Source organism: Paenibacillus sp. PCH8 (assembly GCF_002968835.1).
GTDB lineage: Bacteria > Bacillota > Bacilli > Paenibacillales > Paenibacillaceae > Paenibacillus.
In genome coordinates, this window is record NZ_PKQK01000001.1 from 2,734,989 (window position 1) to 2,754,319 (window position 19,331).

14 protein-coding genes are annotated in these 19,331 nt (G+C 45.5%); 11 read left to right on the forward strand and 3 right to left on the reverse strand.

Annotated features, from left to right (window positions below; genetic code table 11):
- The first annotated feature begins 6 nt into the window (after positions 1–6).
- Together C0Q44_RS11710 and C0Q44_RS11715 are read left to right on the forward strand one after the other, a co-directional pair.
- The gene (locus C0Q44_RS11710; RefSeq protein ID WP_105407378.1) at positions 7–1,050 is read left to right on the forward strand and encodes a pectate lyase family protein; all 1,044 of its coding nucleotides are present in this window, start codon (positions 7–9) and stop codon (positions 1,048–1,050) included.
- A gap of 291 nt (positions 1,051–1,341) precedes the next feature.
- Positions 1,342–2,838, forward strand: a complete 1,497-nt coding sequence (locus C0Q44_RS11715) for a methyl-accepting chemotaxis protein (protein WP_105407379.1) — start codon at positions 1,342–1,344, stop codon at positions 2,836–2,838.
- Between the two features lie 242 nt (positions 2,839–3,080).
- Here the strand turns inward: C0Q44_RS11715 and C0Q44_RS11720 are convergent, their stop codons facing one another.
- A complete protein-coding gene (locus C0Q44_RS11720; protein WP_105407380.1) occupies positions 3,081–3,446 on the reverse strand; it encodes a VOC family protein in 366 nt (121 codons plus the stop codon).
- A gap of 257 nt (positions 3,447–3,703) precedes the next feature.
- Here C0Q44_RS11720 and C0Q44_RS11725 point away from each other — a divergent pair, with 257 nt between their 5' ends.
- The gene (locus C0Q44_RS11725; RefSeq protein WP_105407381.1) at positions 3,704–6,394 is read left to right on the forward strand and encodes an endo-1,4-beta-xylanase; all 2,691 of its coding nucleotides are present in this window, start codon (positions 3,704–3,706) and stop codon (positions 6,392–6,394) included.
- Between the two features lie 97 nt (positions 6,395–6,491).
- Here C0Q44_RS11725 and C0Q44_RS11730 read toward each other — a convergent pair whose 3' ends face one another.
- Positions 6,492–8,111, reverse strand: a complete 1,620-nt coding sequence (locus tag C0Q44_RS11730; RefSeq protein ID WP_105407697.1) for an alkaline phosphatase — start codon at positions 8,109–8,111, stop codon at positions 6,492–6,494.
- A 261-nt stretch (positions 8,112–8,372) separates the two neighbouring features.
- On the opposite strand from C0Q44_RS11730, the gene C0Q44_RS11735 reads away from it, so the two are divergent.
- From C0Q44_RS11735 to C0Q44_RS11750, 5 genes are all read left to right on the forward strand, one after another.
- Positions 8,373–9,986 carry an AraC family transcriptional regulator gene (locus C0Q44_RS11735; protein ID WP_258166255.1) on the forward strand — a complete coding sequence of 538 codons (1,614 nt, stop codon included), beginning with the start codon at positions 8,373–8,375 and terminating at the stop codon, positions 9,984–9,986.
- Complete coding sequence (locus C0Q44_RS30920) at positions 9,974–10,285, forward strand: TroA family protein (RefSeq protein WP_258166256.1); 312 nt, start codon at positions 9,974–9,976, stop codon at positions 10,283–10,285. Before C0Q44_RS11735 ends, C0Q44_RS30920 begins: the two co-directional genes overlap by 13 nt.
- A gap of 741 nt (positions 10,286–11,026) precedes the next feature.
- Positions 11,027–13,270 carry a carboxylesterase/lipase family protein gene (locus tag C0Q44_RS11740; protein ID WP_105407382.1) on the forward strand — a complete coding sequence of 748 codons (2,244 nt, stop codon included), beginning with the start codon at positions 11,027–11,029 and terminating at the stop codon, positions 13,268–13,270.
- 166 nt (positions 13,271–13,436) lie between these two features.
- Complete coding sequence (locus tag C0Q44_RS11745; RefSeq protein ID WP_105407698.1) at positions 13,437–14,255, forward strand: MerR family transcriptional regulator; 819 nt, start codon at positions 13,437–13,439, stop codon at positions 14,253–14,255.
- A 28-nt stretch (positions 14,256–14,283) separates the two neighbouring features.
- A complete protein-coding gene (locus C0Q44_RS11750) occupies positions 14,284–15,417 on the forward strand; it encodes an MFS transporter (protein ID WP_105407383.1) in 1,134 nt (377 codons plus the stop codon).
- A gap of 121 nt (positions 15,418–15,538) precedes the next feature.
- Here C0Q44_RS11750 and C0Q44_RS11755 read toward each other — a convergent pair whose 3' ends face one another.
- A complete protein-coding gene (locus C0Q44_RS11755; protein WP_105407384.1) occupies positions 15,539–17,125 on the reverse strand; it encodes a choice-of-anchor I domain-containing protein in 1,587 nt (528 codons plus the stop codon).
- Positions 17,126–17,376: 251 nt separating this feature from the next.
- Here C0Q44_RS11755 and C0Q44_RS11760 point away from each other — a divergent pair, with 251 nt between their 5' ends.
- The 3 genes from C0Q44_RS11760 (at position 17,377) to C0Q44_RS11770 (ending at position 19,188) form a co-directional block, all read left to right on the forward strand.
- Positions 17,377–17,574: a helix-turn-helix transcriptional regulator gene (locus C0Q44_RS11760; RefSeq protein ID WP_105407385.1), complete on the forward strand. Its 198-nt coding sequence runs from the start codon at positions 17,377–17,379 to the stop codon at positions 17,572–17,574.
- A 4-nt stretch (positions 17,575–17,578) separates the two neighbouring features.
- Positions 17,579–18,019 carry a hypothetical protein gene (locus C0Q44_RS11765; RefSeq protein WP_105407386.1) on the forward strand — a complete coding sequence of 147 codons (441 nt, stop codon included), beginning with the start codon at positions 17,579–17,581 and terminating at the stop codon, positions 18,017–18,019.
- Positions 18,020–18,228: 209 nt separating this feature from the next.
- Positions 18,229–19,188: a helix-turn-helix transcriptional regulator gene (locus C0Q44_RS11770; RefSeq protein WP_105407387.1), complete on the forward strand. Its 960-nt coding sequence runs from the start codon at positions 18,229–18,231 to the stop codon at positions 19,186–19,188.
- Positions 19,189–19,331: the final 143 nt, after the last annotated feature.

The window sequence follows — 19,331 nt, forward strand, 5'->3', positions numbered from 1 at the left end:
GAAATTTTGAAGAAATTTTCGATGCTTTTGCTTGCTTTGACGCTAATGTTGCTAACGGTCTCCACAGCTCCGTCTACATACGGTGCGGCCAATTATCCGAACACAGGTACGAACGGGTTGACCGGTTTCGCGGGAAATGCCAAGAATGAAAGTGGAGTATCCAAGTCAGCGACGACAGGTGGAAGGAACGGCCAAGTAGTCTACGTCAGTAATCTGAATGATTTGAGAACACATATGGCGGGCTCCGCTGCCAAGATTGTAGTCGTTGAGCAGAACATCTCTTCCTCGACACTGCAGAAGGTTGAATTTGGAGCAAACAAAACGCTCGTCGGTTCCTTTGATAGACATACACTGACCAATATTCATTTCAGATCCACCTCCAGTTCAAGCAATGTTATTTTTCAGAATTTAACTTTTGTACACGCTTCCAATATCAATGCGAACGATGATATCCAGATGTATATTACTTCAGGGTCCAATTATTGGATCGATCATGTGACATTCTCTGGTCATGGCTATAGCTCTGGTGGCAGTGATCTGGATAAGCTCCTGTACATTGGTGATCGTGCGGATTATATCACCATTAGCAATTCCAAATTTGCCAACCATAAATATGGTGTCATTTTGGGTCACCCGAATGATGGCAACAGTAGTTACAATGGTGTACCTCATGTGACGATGTCCAATAATTACTTTGAGAATCTGTATGTACGTGGTCCAGGGCTGCTGCGATACGGTTATTTCCATCTCAAGAACAACTATGCCAACAACTTCAATCAGGCCATCACCATTGGGGAGAAAGCCCGTATTTATTCGGAAAACAACTACTTTGGTGCTGGAGCTGAAAAAGGCGGCATCCTGGATGATAAAGGAAAAGGAGAATTTACGGACACGGGCAGTACGCCTGCCCTGAATAGCCCGGTTTCCCCGAAAACGAATTGGAGACCAAGCTCCAATTACAGTTACCAGGTAGAGAGTGCCAGCTATGCGCGTGAGTTTGTCACCAAGTATGCTGGTTCATCCAATACAACACTGGTATTCGGAAAGTAACCTATTATAATACTATTTAATATGAGATTGGAACAGCCTGTCCTATGCGCGATTGCGTATAAGACGGGCTTTTTATATGTCTGTGATGACATTTTATACGTAATATAATTTTTTTGTTATGAAAACCGATATATAATAGGTGGCGCCTATTTCATACTTATGAAGTCAAAATGTACTATTCTAAGGCGCTGCATATTTGCGTTTTACGCATAAGCAGGACCAAAGTCTAATAGATCTAGTGCAGAGAGGCCCTACATATTTCATTTAACTTATATAAAGGACGGGGAATGCATGAATCGTATTGACGAAATTATCTGGCAAAGAAACAAATTGGTGAGTTACATGCTGTGGGCCATTACAGCGATTAGCGCGGGCATTACCCTGATCGTCCCGGATTTATGGCTGTCGACTCTCATTTCGATTGTGGTGTCTGCGGCAATTACCATCTGCAATTTCACCAAGAAAGGTATTCATGTCATCCCATGGGTTGTGACAGTAGCTGTGATCGCAAGTGGAGTATATGTAAGTCGTGACGGCATTAATGCGGTACAAGGCATTCTTATTATTACGCCTTTGCTGTTGTATCCAAACAACAAGCACTATAACATTGCTTTCTCAGCAATGCTTACTTATTTTGCAGTATTACTCGTTCTGGTGTCTTCGGCTAATATCCAGCTTCTTTTTGCTGATTTGATTAATGTCGCTATGTATATTGTGACAGGCATTATCATGATTTCGGTATCCCGTGTGAATAAGAAGCTGTTCCAGGATAGTGAGTCACGTCGCATGCAAGTAGAGGATTCCCGCGCCAGAGTGGAAACGATGCTGGAACGTGTGAAAGTGTCGGTAACGGGTCTTTCTCGCTATACGGATCAATTGAAGCAAAAAGTAGTTGCCACAGGTTCTATTACCAATGAAGTAACACTTGGATTCAGTGAAGTTGCCAAAGGCGTCGAGTTCCAAGCGACCAGTGTAGCTGAAATCTCCGAGTCCCTGTCTATGTCTGATCGACATATCAAGGATGTTGCGTCCTATTCCCAGCAGATGAAAGAGCTGTCTGCGAGTATGGCAACGAGCACGCAAACCGGGAGCGCACAGATGGATCAATTGAACGTACAGATGAAAGAGTTATATGAGACGATCAACGCAACAGCCAATGACATGCGACAGTTTAACGAGGAAAGTGAGTCTATGACACTGATGCTGAACAGCATATCGGATATTGCAAGTCAGACGAACTTGCTTGCGCTCAATGCAGCGATTGAAGCAGCTCGTGCAGGTGAACATGGACGTGGATTCGCCGTTGTATCCGAGGAAGTTCGCAAATTGGCGGAAAGCTCGGGTCGGTCTGCCAGTGATATTACAACGATTCTGTCTCGATTGAAAGGGCAGACCCAGGCTTTGACGGATCGATTCGAACGAATTCGTCTCTCACTGCAACAAGGTAGAAACAGTGTGCAAACAGCCGAGGAAGTGTTCCGTACAATCAACAGTAATTCCCAGCATGTACTGGGTCAGGCCACAGATATTGAGAGCAGCTCGGCAACGATGAAGGAATCTTCCACCAGAGTTGTGAATGAGATTTCCGAGATTTCGAGTGTGACGGAGCAATCCAGTGCAGCGACAGAAGAGATTCTGGCGAGCATGGAAGAGCAACGTAATCTGACACAGACGATGGTAGAGAGCTTTGGGGAACTGGAGCAACTGATTGTGGATCTGAATGAATTGGTCTCGGAACATCAGGCATCTTCCAGTGAGAATGAAGAGAAACTAGATGCTCGTTCTTAGGCAGTCGTTGTGCCTATGGATCCCTTGTCGGCTTAATGATGCAAAAGTTGGTTCTTAAATAATAAGCGAAGTCCGTCAGTACGCAATTACATGCTGGACGGACTTTTTGCTGTCTGAGTATAACTTGAAACTTACATTAATTCCAATAAAGTGTTACATAGAACATGCAAGGAATCCATACGCAAGACGGCGAATATCGAACATCACTCATTGAACACCGAACACGTATTCCAGTCCGCTAATTACATATGCTCGGCGAGCTGTACCTCGAAGCCGTCCGGGTCCGCGATATACATGAAACGCAGATAGGAATTGGGCTGGATCGGTCCGCGCAATATCGGAATATCAATTTCTGCCAAACGCTCCATGGCCTCTTCCAGTGACCGTACTTCATAACCGATGGACACACCAGCCTCCGGTTTAAGAACAGTTTCGTTGCCCTCAATCAGTTCCAGCTGGGGTTCGTTTTCAGTGCCTAGCATGGCAATCTGCCGCCCACGACTCTCGAATCTACGCTGAATCGGAAGCCCTAGTTTGTTATGGTAGAACTGAAGTGAAGCTTCGAGATCGCGTACACGCAGCGTAATCCAGTTTAGTTTGATCAACATGAGTGAATCTCTCCTAATTGTTTTTATTCATTAACGCCATTAACGGTACATCCATTATACACGAAGCAAGAACAGGTACCCACTCCTTATGAGCAAATGAAGAACCTTATTTCCAGTTGGACTAAATCCATCATTTATCAGGACTAATCCGGTAGTTCTATCTTTTTGCCGAAAATAAAATTGAAATATTTAACATAATTATATATGTAAGCGTTATTTAATTGTAATATAATACGATTAAACGAAGGAGGAATGAAATGAAGACTTTTGGAAAATGGAGTTCGATTCTGCTCGCAACGATGCTGGTTATGACAGTAATTCCGTTTCAACAGACCGCTTATGCACAAAAAGAGGAGAACGAGCAGACGATTGCCTTAGAAACAACAGCCGTTTCCAAACAGGAGGTGTATGGTTTGAATGCCGACTTTGAGGACGGCACGCTTCAGGGCTGGGTTCCACGTATTGGTAGTGAAAAGTTGACTGTATCACAGCAGGAGGTACACGAAGGTAAATACAGCATGTTGGTTGCTAACCGTGAGCGCTCATACCATGGACCAATGCTGCCCATGAAGGATTTGTTAAAGCCCAATGTTACGTATGAAATTTCAGTGTATGTCAAACTTGCAGAAAAACCTGCCACAGATCAAACGATTCAACTCACGGCATACAAGAAGAATGGGGCAGAGAGCTGGAACATGCTGGACAAGGTTACGATCACCAAAGACGAATGGCAGAAGTGGCACAGAATTTCGGCTAAATTCCAGTATAGCGATAATCCTGCGGAACTAAACTTGTTTATCGAAACTCCCTATCTATCCGAGGATACGGTAGATACATTGTCATTTTATGTGGATGATGTAACCGTTACCGAAGCGGGGGCACTGGTTATTGAGGCAGATATCCCTTCCTTGCAAGATCTGTATCAGAGTGACTTTCCCATAGGAGCGGCCGCATATCGCTGGCAGTTGGAAGGTGCCTATGGACAATTGTTGTCCAAACATTTCAATAGTTTAACGGCAACGTATGAGATGAAACCGAAATTCATTTCTCCTTCCAAAGGGGTGTATGAGTTTGAAGCAACAGACCAATATGTACTATTTGCAGAAAAACATGGCATGGGAGTACGTGGGCATGCCTTGTTGTGGCATATTGATGCAGCAGAGTGGATGTTGAAGGATGACCAGGGCCAACCAGCAAGCAGGGAACTGCTGTTGAGCCGGATTAAAGACTACGTTGAAAGGGTTATGACCCGGTATAAAGGCAAAATCTATGCTTGGGACGTAGTCAATGAGGCGATTGCAGACAGCAATGGGGATGCCAACGGATTGCGTAAAAGTCCGTTCTATGAGCTGATTGGTCCGGACTATGTTGAGAAGACCTATGAATTCGCACGGGCTGCCGACCCGGACGCCAAATTGTATTATAACGAATACTTTACAGAAATCCCTGAAAAAAGAGAGCACATGTATCAACTGGTCAAAAAGTTGAAGGAGAAAGGGCTGGTTGACGGTGTAGGCCTGCAATCCCACTATAACCTCGAATCTCCACCCATTGAAGAGATTGAAAAAACAATCAATCTGTTTGCTGATCTTGGACTGGATATCCAAATTACCGAGCTTGATGTAGATAGCGGTATTCCTTTTGGCGAAAAGATGTCCGAAGAAGTTGCAGTGAAACAGGCCTATCGGTATAAGGAGCTGCTTGATCTGTATCAAAAACATAGCGATGTCATCTCTTCGGTGACCTTATGGGGATTACAGGATGAGAAATCATACAACAATCAGGCCATGTTGTTTGATTCTGCTCTGCAGGCCAAACCAGCCTATTGGGGACTTGTTGACGAATCAAACTTGCCTGTATTGACCCAAAGGGCAGTAACGTTGTCTGAAACACCGAATACCAAGGCACCCAAACAAGACTTAGTTTGGGGCAAGGCCGTATCCACATCACTAAAAGGTACTTCAGGTTCGGCTGCGTTCCGTACGCTGTGGGACAAGAATAACCTCTATTTTTTGATTGATGTTCAGGATACCAACAAACATTTGAACGACAAGGTGGAGCTGTTTGTTGATCTGAACAATGGCAAGACACCTGTTTATGAAGCAGATGACCGGCATATCACAATAACTCGTTCAGGTAAAACAACAGGGGCCAAGCTTTATTCATATCGCGTCCGTGAAGTGACGGGCGGATATCAGGTTGAAGTGGCCCTGCCGTGGGTCGATGTACCAGGCGCTCTTGCGCGTGAGGTAGGTCTCGATGTCCGGGTGACGAATGGAGGCACTAACGGGACCGATCAGAATTCTATTCTATACTGGAATGATCGCACGCATTCCCAAGCACAGGATACGAGCAAATATGGCGTAATTCATCTTGCCAATATGCCCAAATCCGCCAATGTAACACAAGGTACAATAACGATTGACGGGAATAAGGATGTCCTATGGGACAAGGTTGCACCATTCAAGGTCAGCTCGTTAGATCAAAGCGAGGGAGCGACAGCGGAGGCTCGTGCGATGTGGTCTGGTCAAGATCTGTACCTCCTGATTGATGTGACTGATCCCCAGATTATTACAGACAACATTAATCCTTGGGATCAGGATTCTGTGGAGATTTTCCTGGACGAAAACCATCAACGAACCCCTTTTTTTCAATATGATGATGCCCAGTTTCGCATCAGTGCGGAGAATGTGGCTACTTTTGCAGGTAGTGCTTCTCCGAGACGTCTGGAAAGTGCTGTGAAGAAAACAGCTAAAGGGTATCAGGTGGAGGCCAAGATCCAGTTGCAATCTCTTATGCCAAAGTCAGGGAGTGTAATCGGGTTCGAGCTTCAGATTAATGATAATCAAGGAAATGGCAATAAAAGTGCAGCAAAGTGGAATGACGTGACCAATGAAAGCTGGCGGAACACTTCCCAATATGGAATATTAACGTTCTCCAAGAAGTAGAAGGAACAACCTGGTATTATATTATGAAAAACCACAAAAAGCTGCCGAGATGATTCTCGGCAGCTTAACGTGTTGTTTAATTCTGAGGGATCTTTATTTATTGAATCAAATCTACGGCACCTTGCGGTACGAAAGCGTCAATACCGTTATACACAATCACACCTTCAAGTGCAGTTTTCTTGCCATTCACGAGTGCAACATTTTTATAGATTTGCAGTTCAAGCTTGGTGTTGCCTTTGGTCACAAGAATCTTTGGATTTTTGGCATCTGTCAAATCCAGTTTGTACGTTGCGCCTCTGGCAGTGAATGCCTGTTTGGCAGGGACAAACAATTGTTTGCTCACGCTGTTCAGATCCAGATCCAGTACACGAGCGATATACTTGGCTACATCTGTATTGTCGATTACGCCGAATGGACGGTCATTGTTGGGCGCATACGTGTACAACACGACATCTCCACCTGTATGACCGCCGGTTGTCCAGCCGATCCCTGCACGTTTGCTGATCATTGGACCGATTGCATAGTTAAGACTGCCTGGCTCGGCCGCTTTAATTGTGGCGATCTCCTCGGAAGTCAGGTCCGTAATGCCATAGTATTGTTTCATAACTGCTTTGATGTTCGTGCGCTTGGCATTCAGCTTCGCTTCTACGCCTTCGCCTGTGAGCTTGGCCTTTTTCAAAGGTCCGATAAATGTGGACAACGGCTCTTTGTCATATGTGCCAGTTGTTGCGTTATTACCAATCGTGAGCCCTCCATTACCATGGTCCGTCACAGCTACAACGGCAGTCTCTCCATCCGCTTTGGCAAAATCCATGGCAACTTTAACGGCATCATCAAAAGCCAGCACGTCACTGATAATACCAATCGGATCATTGGCATGAGCTGCCCAGTCCACTTTGCTGCCTTCGACCATCAGGAAGAAACCGTCCTCGTCTTTGGACAGAACTTCAATGGCTTTGGATGTCATCTCGGCAAGGCTTGGCTGCTTCGCAGGATCACGATCCATATTGTAAGACATGCCTGCAGGTGCGAACATGCCCCATAGTTTGTTTGAATCGGACGCTTTCATCGCGGCTGGTGTAGTCACGTAATCGTAACCCAGTGCCTTAATGGAGGAAACCAGATTTTCCCCGTCTTTGCGTCCGGCTGGCTCAAGGTATTTGCTGCCTCCACCCAACACAACATCCATGCCATTGTAGACTTGTTGTTTGCTAAGTGCATCATAGTTTTTACGATCCGGATAGTGGGCAGAGAAGTCCGCTGGTGTGGCATGCATAATCTCGGATGTGGCTATAATGCCGGTTGCTTTACCAGCGAGTTTGGAAGCTTCCAGTACGGAAGCGATCGGTTTTCTTGCGTCTCTAGGCGCAATCGCTTTCTGCCCAGGCATCGTAGCCTTGTCCGGTAATACGCCGACATAACCTGTATGGGATTTGTAACCTGTCGCAAAGGCCGTTCCGGCAGGAGCCGAGTCCGCAATCGGCGCATCTGCAGAGTGTGTACGAACCATGCCACTTGCCATGGAGTCCAGCGTCAGGGACGAGCCTTTATACCAACGAGCCAGAGCAGTAGCGTCGTTAGCCATGCCGTCAGGAATCAGAATAATGACATTTTTAATCGGTGATGCAGATGTCGTTGAGGTGGTGTCTTCCACAGCCCAGGCTACACTGCTTCCTCCGAGCGTAGCCGTAACAATCGTTGTCACCGCGAGCATCATTTTGGCTGCACGGACATTGAACCGGTTTAACATGAATGCATCCTCCTAAAATAGATGAATAGTTTGGTATCCAAAACCCAGTGTATACAACAAATGCTAAACCAATGTATGAAATGGATTAACTATATGTAAAATTTACGATTAATGAAGGGTGCTGGAATACAGGTAACTGGACAAAATGAGGATCACTCTTGTATGTTAAGGAGAAAATCAGATTCGGGAATGACCCGTGTCTAATGATCGGCTTTGAGGTGGTTTGTAATGAAAGAATGGTCAGAAGCCATTCAGTGGTGGAACAAAAATCAGGTGAAGCTCATGGACATTCGTCATCTGGTCTTGAAGCCGGGACAGGTGCTTGAGCCGTATGTTCTGCCAGCCCATGCTTTTTTGCTGATGGTCAGAGGAGAAGCCATTATTCATTTTGGCAAAGAAAAGCTCAGGTCCACCCAGACGCAGGTTCTGCATGGTGGCAAAGGCACAACTATACATATCCATTGTCTGGATATCCCCTTGGAATATTATCTGATTTTATATAAACCCCAGCCAAGCTTCGCTGGTACCGACCAGCCGAGAGTGGAGATCGTTCAACAGGATTATACATTTTCCTGGCAGCAGTATCATTTTGCAGCAACATATCCACTGTCTCTAATTCCCCTATTGGAGAGAATGCATGAATGCTGGGCAAGCGGCGAAGAATTGGACAGGCTGCAGGTCACTGGACTGTTGTATCAGTTTGTATACGAACAGTTTCGTCAATGGAAGCTGGCGCGTGAGCAGATGGTTGAACCTCCAGAACTGGCCGAGCAGATTGCAGCTTACATTCAGGAGCACTACGCGCATCCCGTGTCCATGGAGGATATGGCGGCCCAATTTCATTACAGCAGTCACTATCTGGCACGGGTATTCAAGCGCAAATTTGGATGCAGTCCGATGGATTACGTCATTCAAACCCGGATGAACCGGGCCAAAGTATTGCTGACAGAGACAGAGGCTCAGGTTCGTGATGTGGCAGAAAGCGTCGGATATAAAGATCTGTACTACTTTAGTCGAATCTTCAAACGAACGATAGGAGAGACCCCCACTCAATATAAAATGCACAGCCATCTGCTTAAAGGTTCAAATCGTACCAACAAGAAGTCAGAATCGTTCATTGCTGGAGATCTCGCACAACGCTATATTGGTAATAACGATAATCATTATCAATACAACACTTGGAGCGTGAATGACTTGAATGTTCGTTTTAAGCCTACTTTGGCGGTCAGTTTATTATTTAGTTTATCTTTGCTATTAGCGGCTTGCGGTGGAGGGGCCGATCCACAGTCAACAGCAAATGAAGATGTTTCACTGCCTGCAACCAAAATGTATACCGACGCATCGGGGAGAACGGTTGAGATTCCAGCCCAATCTGCCAAACCGGTTGTGATCACATATGGTGGGTATTTGCTTCCACTCGGAATGAAGCCGGCGGGAGCCAACAAGGAGACGTTGGATCTGTACCCTGAAGAGATGGCTAATGTGCCGGATATCGGATCAGGAACGGGTAACGTAGAAGTGGTCTCGGATCTGGAGCCAGATCTGATCATCGTACCGGATTACACAAGTACGGAAGTGATCGGCACTTATGAGAAAATTGCGCCGACGATCACGGTAGCCTGGGGCGGTGACCCGGATGTCATCAACACCTTGAGAACGATGGGCGAGATTATGGATCGGAAAGAGGAAGCTGAGAAATGGATTACTACCTTTGAAGATAAATTGAAGGGGATTCGGGATGAACTGAACATCAATATTGAACCGGGAACCACGGCCATGTCCTTCGTCATCTATAATAAGGAGGTATTACTTGGGGGGAGGGCGGCACATTGGGCAAGCTGATCTACCAGGATTTCGGATTTGATATGCCTGAACAGTACAAAGCTTATGCGGATGGTGGAACCGTGCTCTCATTGGAGAAGCTGGCAGATAAACCTGCAGATTACTTCTTCACCCAGATGGATGATGAAGAGATGGAGCAGATGATGGAACTATTCAAGGAGCCAGTATATCAAAGTATTCCTGCGATCAAAAATCATCGAATCATTAATGTGTCTCGGAACTATTGGAATTATGGACCGTATCTGGTCGACAAGGGGCTGGATAGTTTAATTGAGCAAGTGAGCAAGTTGCAGAAATAGAGACCATTTCATTTAACAGATGTGGTGCCAAGCTACGTAATATGCAGGCCAGGTCATGGGTGAATTCACCTATGGCCTGTTTTGTTATATGGTCGGTTCTGTATGGTATCGGAATTGTAGGTTGAGCTTCCATTAAGCTGACTGAGGTGTAGGACAGCAGATATCGAGGGGGTGAGCGACAGCAGTCTAGATCAGTATGAAGTAAGTTAAGTTCGAACCTGTATGGGAATGCGAGTTTTTAATGTTAGATCCCTCACAGATCATATAAAGAGATTTGAAAAAAATGTATTGCGAACGCTTTCATTTTATGCTAACATCACGATAACAACAGGATTGTAACCGTAATCAGGGCAAGACCTGTTCCAGTTCACTCGTTGGTTTCGTCATTATCAAACGATTGATTGCGCCTTTTTAAAGTAATAGTAAGCCTACCTCATGTATTTTCTCAGGGTTGTTACGAAGTTGCAGGCAAAACCTGAATTGAGGGCAATAGACCACGCTAATGCGATGTCTGTTTGCCTTCGGTTCAGGTTTTTTTATATAAAGAAACGCCTGATAGCGTAACCGCAAGCGCCGTAGCAGTATTTCAAGCAGAGAGGAGTGAAGTGAAAGGGGCGTAAGAGTTATTTTTCCAATATAGAGAAATAGACTCATTCAAACATTGGAATACTGATTCAAAGATACTCATTTGCAATGAAATTTTCCTATCACACACTATTTGACAGCGAGGAGATTTATGACATGAAAACCATTAAACGTTCGATTGCCGTAGCAACGATTCTGGGGTTATGTGTATCCGCTCTGCCAGCATATGCAGCAGGTAACACAGTATCCTCTTCTTCAGCAGCGATGGACAAGCTGATCCAAGCCGAGCTTATTCGAGGCAACGGTCAAGGCGTTAATTCGGCATATCTGAACAAAAAGGCTACACGCATTCAGGCGGCAGTACTTTACTTGCGTTTGTCCGGATTGGAGAAAGAGGCACTCGCTTATCGGGGAACGGAAACGTATGACGATGCGTCTCAGGCAGGCAAAGTATTGCAACCGGTCGTTGGCTACTTGAAGCAGCATCCGTATGTGGCTGAGATCGTAACAGGAACGGAGAAGTTTGAACCTAATGCACCACTTACAGCGGAAGGCTATGCCGAAATGCTGCTGAAGGTGCTTGGATACGAAGCGGGTACGGATTATGAGCAAGGAGAGGCTTCCACCTATGCCGCTAAAAAAGGAATCAAGGCGCTTCAAGGGAAGGGAGCGAGTGAGCTTACCAATCGCTTGATGGCGGAGGCAACCGCACAGGCTTTGCAGGCGCAGCTCAAGAATGGCAGTGGAACCTTGGAACAGAGCTGGTTGAAACATAAAGAAGCTGGGGCGTTTAAACCTCAAACGGTGCAACAGACCCAATACGGTGCGATTGATGGCAAAAATTATGAGCAATATGGCACGCTTGGCTGGCTCGGTGTTCCATACGCGGCACCTCCGGTAGGTGAACTGCGCTGGAAAGCCCCGCAAGAACCGGAAGCGTGGACAGGAACGAAATCAGCCAAAGAATTTGCAGCAAACAGCATGCAGATCTCGGGTAAGAATACAGTGGGCAGTGAGGATTCGTTGTATCTCAATATCTGGCGTCCCGACACAACCAGTTCGAAACTTCCGGTTATGGTGTTCCTGCACGGCGGCGGGAATATGACCGGATCAGGCAAAGATTTTCAGGGTGAACAGCTTGCACGGAGCACCAACAGCATCATCATCTCCGTGAACTACAGATTAGGAGCACTTGGGTTTTTCGAGAATGCAGCGCTGAAAACTGGCAATGCCTTGGATGACTCCGGTAACTACGGTCTGCTCGATGCATTCCGTGCGTTGGAGTGGGTACAAGATAACATTGAAGGGTTTGGCGGAGATACAGGCAATGTTACATTAGCCGGACAATCTGCTGGTGCGCGTGATGTGTTGGCAACCCTGATCTCTCCACTTAGCAAAGGACTGTATCAAAAAGCAGTTGCTTTCAGCGGAGGATTGACGACAGCAGCACCAGAAGAAGGCGAGCAAAAATCCGAAGATGTACTTGTGAAATTACTCGTACAAGAGGGGAAAGCGGCTACTGCAGAAGAAGCAAAAGCGTGGATTGGCAAGCAATCTCCGGCACAGCTGGAAAGCTACCTACGTGCATTGCCTGCGGACAAACTGGTTACTGCATTTGGTGCAACAGCCATCCGTATGCAACCATTCCCGCATCTGTTCCGTGATGGCACAGTGATCCCCAAAGAAGGCTTTGGTGTGATTAACGATGGCAAGTACACGAAAGTCCCTGTATTGCTCGGCAGCCTGGAAACCGAATTCTCCGGCTTTGCCTTCGGCGATCCAAACTTCGCTCCATCCATTACGGACGGAACTCTGTTTACGGACAAAACCAAGTCAGAGCAATATGCGGCTGCTCTGAAATACGGTAGCGAAGCTTATGCAGGCTTTAATGCAGAGCGTGTAGCAGAGCAATTAACAAGTGAAGCAGGTCAGCCACCGGTATATGCCTATCGTTTTGCGTGGGGTACGCAACCCGGGGTTATCTCTGAGCGTTTGCTTACATTACTGGGCTCACCACATGGTGCGGATATGGACTTCTATACAGGACATGCAGACGGAATTGCTGCCTATTTCCCTGAGGGATACTTTAGCGATGCGAACAAACCAGGACGCGAGCAGTTGTCTGCTGCGATGGCAGCGTACCTGAAACAGTTCTTGTACACAGGTAATCCGGGTACGGGTGGATCATCGGAACTGGCAGCGTGGACACCTTGGACGAAAGATGCCCAAGCCCCAATTATGCGTCTGGATGCAAGCAATACAACGGCAGAGATTGGCATGTCCACACAATATAATCAAGGCAAAGAAGCTGTTATGGCGAAGATGAAAAAAGAATTGCCTGCAGAAACGTACAAACTGTTGACGGAAAAAGTGTTCGCAGGCGGTTTCTTCTGGGAATAATGAAATTCAGAGTGATTTAGCTTAAAATGATGATGAAGAGGACAGGAGATTGCATTCTCATGTCCTCTTTGCTGTGGTTTATTGTTATTGTGTTACTTAGACTCTTGACTTTCCCCTGCACGGGAAGCTGTATACTCAGATTATGTTATGGATTGGAGATGATGTTTTGTTCAAAATCAGTGCGTTTTCCAGATTAAGTAAGGTTTCCTTGAAAACACTGCGTTATTACGACCAGATCGGCATACTCAAGCCGAGAAAGGTAGATCACAATACAGGATATCGATACTATGCCGCAGATCAGCTTCTTGAGCTTAATCGAATTTTAATGTTTAAGGAATTGGGTTTTACATTGCCTCAGATCACACAGCTCCTTCAGGAAGATATTACGCTCGAGAATATTCAAGGTATGTTTAAGCTGAAAAGAAGTGAAATCCAACAGATTATGGATACGGAACGAGCCAAACTCGTCAGGATTGAGGAACGTATGCATCTTATCGAAACAGAGGGACAATTCGAAACGGGCCAAGAGATCCGCATCAAAGCAGAAGCTGCTCAATCATTTCTGTTTCAAAAAGCCATTGGAAGAGAAGACGACATTCCAGCATTATTCCGTCAATTGGATCGGTTCTTAACAACGGAAATTCGCCAGCTCATCCAAGGACCTCAGGTTGTTCTGTGGAAAGATATTGAAGGAAAAGAGGATGAGTTTGAGTTCGAAGTCGGCTACTTTTTAACCAGTGAGCTACAATCACCCCCAGAGCCATTTCAGGTACGGACGCTTCCTGCTGAACCGATGATGGCCGCCATGGCTTTTCATTCGAGTTCCAAGTTTGATGTTGCCGCCTGTGTTCATTTAGCGAAATGGATTGAGAGCAATAACTATCAGATCAAGGAAAACGAATTGGGCAGAGAACTCTATTTACCGTTATCCCCAGAACAAGATGCACAATTCATCGAAATACAAATACCAATACAAACAAAATAGATCATGGAAAAAGGTGGAGTAAAGTAAAATGAAAAATAAAGGAATCATCTATGTCCTGGCACTGGCTGTTTTTCTGATCGGGACTATTGAATATATTATTACAGGAGTCATTGAAATAATCGCTGTCGACCTGGGAGTATCCACTTCTGAAGTTGGATTACTGGTGACAGTGTTTGCTCTTGCAGCGGCCATTGTCGCGCCTATTTTGATTACACTCACGATCAATACGGATCGTAAGAAGCTGCTGCTGATCACGCTTGGTGTGTTTATTGCCAGCAACGGACTTATGTTTGCAGATCTTACTTATGAAACGGTAATATGGATACGAATTATTCAAGGGGCCAGCGGAGGAATCGCTACCGTTGTAGCCATGGCCGTAGCAACAAGACTCGTTGAGAAAGAAAAAAGAGGTAATGCTATCGGTATCATTTTAATGGGACTTAGTAGTTCGCTAGTGCTGGGTGTTCCTCTGGGTACCTTTTTTAGTGAGATGTTTGGATGGAGAGTTTTGTTTGTTTTAGTCGGTGCATTAATTGTGATTCCGTTACTTATTATCTACAAAAAGATTCCGGCAATCAAAGAAGAAGAAAAGATTACACTTAACATGCAGCTTTCTATTCTCAAAAATCCAACTATTCTGATGGCTTTAGTTATCACGTTATTTTATATTGGAGGATACGCTACACTGTTCACTTATATTACGCCGTTCTTGCAGATGACATCTTCTCTTTCCATGACGGAAATAAGCGGAGTTCTCTTTCTGGCGGGGGTTTGCAGCTTTGTTGGTTCAAAATTGGGTGGACAATTGGCAGATGCAAAGGGATCGAAATTCACCATTTTTCTGGGGCTCTTTTTGCAAGGGGCGACCCTGTTGTTATTCGCTCTAGCGGGAGTTAATCTCTGGGTATTAATTTTGATATTGATGATTTTTATGTTAGCAACGTGGAGTATTTCCCCGGCCCAGCAACTATATCTGGTTACGCTGGCGCCTCGAAATCCGGACATTGCCCTTAGCGTAAATACATCATTTATCCAATTTGGTTTTGCACTGGGATCTGGATTGGGTGGGTTTGTTATCAGCCAGACCTCTGTCCTGTATTTAAATTGGGTGGGTTTTGCCGCTGTAAGCGTAGCTTTCCTTGTTGCCGTTGTTCTATTTTAAAAAAGTGAGCAGTAGGTAATTATAGACCATCAGAGAGAGGACAGGGGGCTCGTCACCCCCTCCTACTCAATAGGAAAATGAAAGTGTTCATTTCAGTCTTTGTCTGACATGGATACTCAATCTATTTCCTGGAGAAAAAACTAAGCGTTCCCGTGCTCTCATCTGCACTCACAAACAGGCTGCGTCCATTTACCCGATGAATTCCTTCCGGTGACTCACCGGCCGTAGGAATGAGACCCAGGTAGTTTGGGTTGACCGGATCAGCAAGATCGAAGAAAAGAATGGCATCTGCCCGTTCAGAAGCTACGGCTGCATACGTAGTGCCGTCTACAGTAGAAACAGTTAGATTCTCCACTTCACTTCCCTTGTTGGGACTGCGATCACCCGGATACAAGCCGACCATAGCTGTTGCCTCGTCAATGAGGTTCTGGCTATCGTACATCCGCTGGCCTTGCAGATCCCAGACAGCAATATTGCGTCCGCCCGCTTTTACACCATCCTCAAATTCATTCTTGCCCAAGTCCCCTTCATTGGCTGTCAGCAGGTATTTACCATCTGCAGAGAAAGCAATTCCATCCGGTTCATAACGAGCGGTTAGACCCTCCGTGAATTGAACTACACCGTCATCTTTCAGATCCGCTTGATGTGAAGTGGTGCCAAGAGCGAAGATTGAGCTGATCTTTTTCGTCTCCAGATCTACAATGGCAACGACATTGTTTTCCTGTAGCGTGATGGCTGCTGTTTTGCTATCTGGACTAATGGCAACATACTCCGGTTGTGGATCATGCGGATAGATGGCGCCTTCTACATTGTCCAGAGAGACCGGCAAGTTGGTGATTTCACCCTCCAATACGTTCCCGCCAGCAAAAGATACAACCATAATGCTACCCGGACGTTTGGTGTTGGCATAGTCAATTTCATTGGCAGTTGTATTCAGCTCTTCATCCTCTATGGCGATCACCGCATGCAGACCGTCAGGTGACATTGCAATCGAGTCAGGACCAATACCGAGTTCATACGTTTTGACGGTTTGGTAGGTAGTCAGATCCACAATGGCAAGTAATCCGTTGTTCGCATCATGATCCGTATCGCCTGTACGAATAACAGCAAGTCCGTATTTTCCATCTTTGGACACGGTTACGCTCGTTACCTCAGCATCGGCGGAGAGATCATGGAAGCTGACGGTTTTCAACACGTTAATCTTACCCAGGTCAGCAATATCCAGCACGGAAATACTGCCATTATCCGCTTCGGTTACGAGCAGGCGTTGTCCATCCGGCGTGGAGGCTGATATTTCTGCTTTGCCACCGGGCATCTGGAAGGAGGCCTTCCGTTCAAAGCCGGTTTTATTTTGTTCGAGGATCAATTGATCCGTGATTAATTTTAGCGTTTGGGAAGATACATATGTTGTCCCTTTGGTGATGTAGCTTTTGCTATCCAGAGAAGTTTTTACTCCGTTTATGGTAGCTGAGGACGTTCCTATGGGAAGCTGAACTTTCGTGTTACCTACCTGGATATCGACACTGCGACTGCTCCCGTTCCATGTGACCGTACCCTGCATATTTTGGATGGCCGTACGCAATACGACATGATCGTTGGCAGGTTTGGTTGTGTCAGCAGCATGGGCCATTGATGTGTAGCTGGTTGCTCCTGCGGTAAGAATGGCAGTCATCGACAGAACGGCAAGCCATTGATTTCTCTTTTTCAATGTTCCAGATCCCCTTTATCGTTTCATGTGTGATGGCATGTACAACTGCTTCAGTATAAGAAAGAAACGTTAAGCAATAGTAAAAAGGCGGGGCGAATTGTGTAAAAGTGCAGAGTCTTTATCTATTGTGTGAATTTGGTTCTCAAATTCGGGTTGAATTTTGTATAAGATGGAAAGTTAGCTTGACATGAGGAAAGTGTTTGGGTATATTTATGGAAAGTTAACTTTACATTTTGGAGGAGAAAAGGTTATTGAAAAACAGACTGGAAGAAATACGAAAGAAAAAAGGAATCAGGCAGGAGGAACTTGCAGATAGATTAGAGGTGTCGAGACAGACCATTGGATCATTGGAGAATGGCCGTTACAATCCCTCTATTATTCTTGCTTTCAAAATCGCCCGTTATTTTGAGATGAGTATCGAAGAAATCTTCATTTACGAGGAGGAGTAAGACGATGAGATCAACCAATAAGTGGGTATATGTACTACTGGCAATGGCGGGTCTGGTAATGATGTGTATTGGTGGATTTGTTCTGAAAAGTGAAGCCTTCCGTGAAATCTCGGGATTGTTGATGGGTGCAGGTTCAGTTCTTCTGGTTCTCGGGTTGGGATATACGGTGCAGGCAATCTGGTTGAACAAGTCTTCCAATCAGGAAATGTATGCGGAGCGGCTGAGACAGAAGAAGATTGATGTTCAGGATGAACGAAGTATTCGGTTGAAGGAAAAGGCAGGCTACAAAACAAACATGACTATTTTTTATATTCTGATGGCTGTGACAGTTGTATTTAGTCTGGTTGGTGTAGAGCCGATTGTTGTAACTGTACTGGCAAGTGTTTTTATATTCCAAATTGGACTGGGCATCTATTTGTTCAAATACTACGCGAAAAGAATGTAAAGTGCTTCTCTTACAAGACCACATGATCCCGGCGTTAGGCGAGGCGCTTCCAAGGGGAGTAATCCATGAGCAGGTTTCATATCTGATCTTATCACAGGACTGGTTGAAAGAAAGAAATTGCTGTATTATTAATTGAGAATCATTATCAACTAATGGTGCAGGCTGTCTTAACTAACAAGTCTGATCAGTGATAGGCGAGGTGAACACCCATGCGCACAGATGACACATTAGGCGTAGTATATCAGCATTATCTGACCCAGGAACCTTATAGTCAGCAAGATGAACATACGTACCTGCTCTCTCCCAAGGCGGGCAGCGGCAATGTCAAAAGAGTGACAACATACAGTGGCATTGAAATATTATATTCCCAGGTCGAATATTATCAACCATATCCTACGTATTTTGCGTCCGAGACGCCGATCGTGGAGCTGCAATTTGCCTTATCGGGTCAACGGCATGTCGATATATCTGGACAGGATTATTCACTATTGATTGGGCAAGGTGCCCTCATTTTCATGCATGATTTCGAAGCGTGGTTCCATCCTCCGGCCAGGGAACCGTATACTTCTTTTTCGCTGGGGATTCCGGTGTCTCTGTTCAATTATGCAGCGGCACAACTGGGGAGTTACAAGTCCATTGATTTTAAACAGGTGTTGGGACGAAAGGTGTTCAAGCCAATTGTATTTCAACTGGATAGCCGGATACGAACGATGATCGATAGTTTGATTGTGGAATTAAACAACCGTTATCGATCATCCTTAATGATGGAAGCGACAGCTTTGGAGATCTTGAATCGATTTATGATCCAACTGTTTGATCTGGCGCCAATCCCTGCGGGATTTTCCAGAGAGGACATCCGGAAGTTACATACGGCACGGGAGATTATGGAGGCTTGCATGGTAGATCCTCCATCCTTGTTAGCATTGTCCAGACAAGTGGGTCTTAACGATTTTAAATTAAAAAAAGGATTCAAGGCGCTATTCGGTAGTACAGTCTTCGAATATTTGCGTCAGGTTCGTCTCGACAATGCCATGAAGCTGCTGCGCAATCAGGATAATAACGTCACCGAGGCCGCTATTGCGGTCGGTTACAGCAATGTCAGTGCCTTTTCGCAGCAATTTTATCGCAAATTCGGCGTGAAGCCCTCAGAGATGAAAAAAATTTATTAAATAAGATGAACAGAAACTTTACACGAGAACGAAGAGTGCAGAACCAGTCTGGAGAAGCGGAGCGTTCGCCTTTATCAACGGATTTCTCCCTTTAATAGAAGGGAATCACGGAAATCCGGTGATAACAGCGATCGGAAGATGGT

Coding starts and splice junctions, on each gene's coding strand:
- C0Q44_RS11765 (WP_105407386.1), top strand. CDS start 17,579: ATGAGATCAACCAATAAGTGGGTATATGTACTACTGGCAATGGCGGGT.
- C0Q44_RS11725 (WP_105407381.1), top strand. CDS start 3,704: ATGAAGACTTTTGGAAAATGGAGTTCGATTCTGCTCGCAACGATGCTG.
- C0Q44_RS11740 (WP_105407382.1), top strand. CDS start 11,027: ATGAAAACCATTAAACGTTCGATTGCCGTAGCAACGATTCTGGGGTTA.
- C0Q44_RS11750 (WP_105407383.1), top strand. CDS start 14,284: ATGAAAAATAAAGGAATCATCTATGTCCTGGCACTGGCTGTTTTTCTG.
- C0Q44_RS11720 (WP_105407380.1), bottom strand. CDS start 3,446: ATGTTGATCAAACTAAACTGGATTACGCTGCGTGTACGCGATCTCGAA.
- C0Q44_RS11715 (WP_105407379.1), top strand. CDS start 1,342: ATGAATCGTATTGACGAAATTATCTGGCAAAGAAACAAATTGGTGAGT.
- C0Q44_RS11735 (WP_258166255.1), top strand. CDS start 8,373: ATGAAAGAATGGTCAGAAGCCATTCAGTGGTGGAACAAAAATCAGGTG.
- C0Q44_RS11770 (WP_105407387.1), top strand. CDS start 18,229: ATGCGCACAGATGACACATTAGGCGTAGTATATCAGCATTATCTGACC.
- C0Q44_RS11730 (WP_105407697.1), bottom strand. CDS start 8,111: ATGATGCTCGCGGTGACAACGATTGTTACGGCTACGCTCGGAGGAAGC.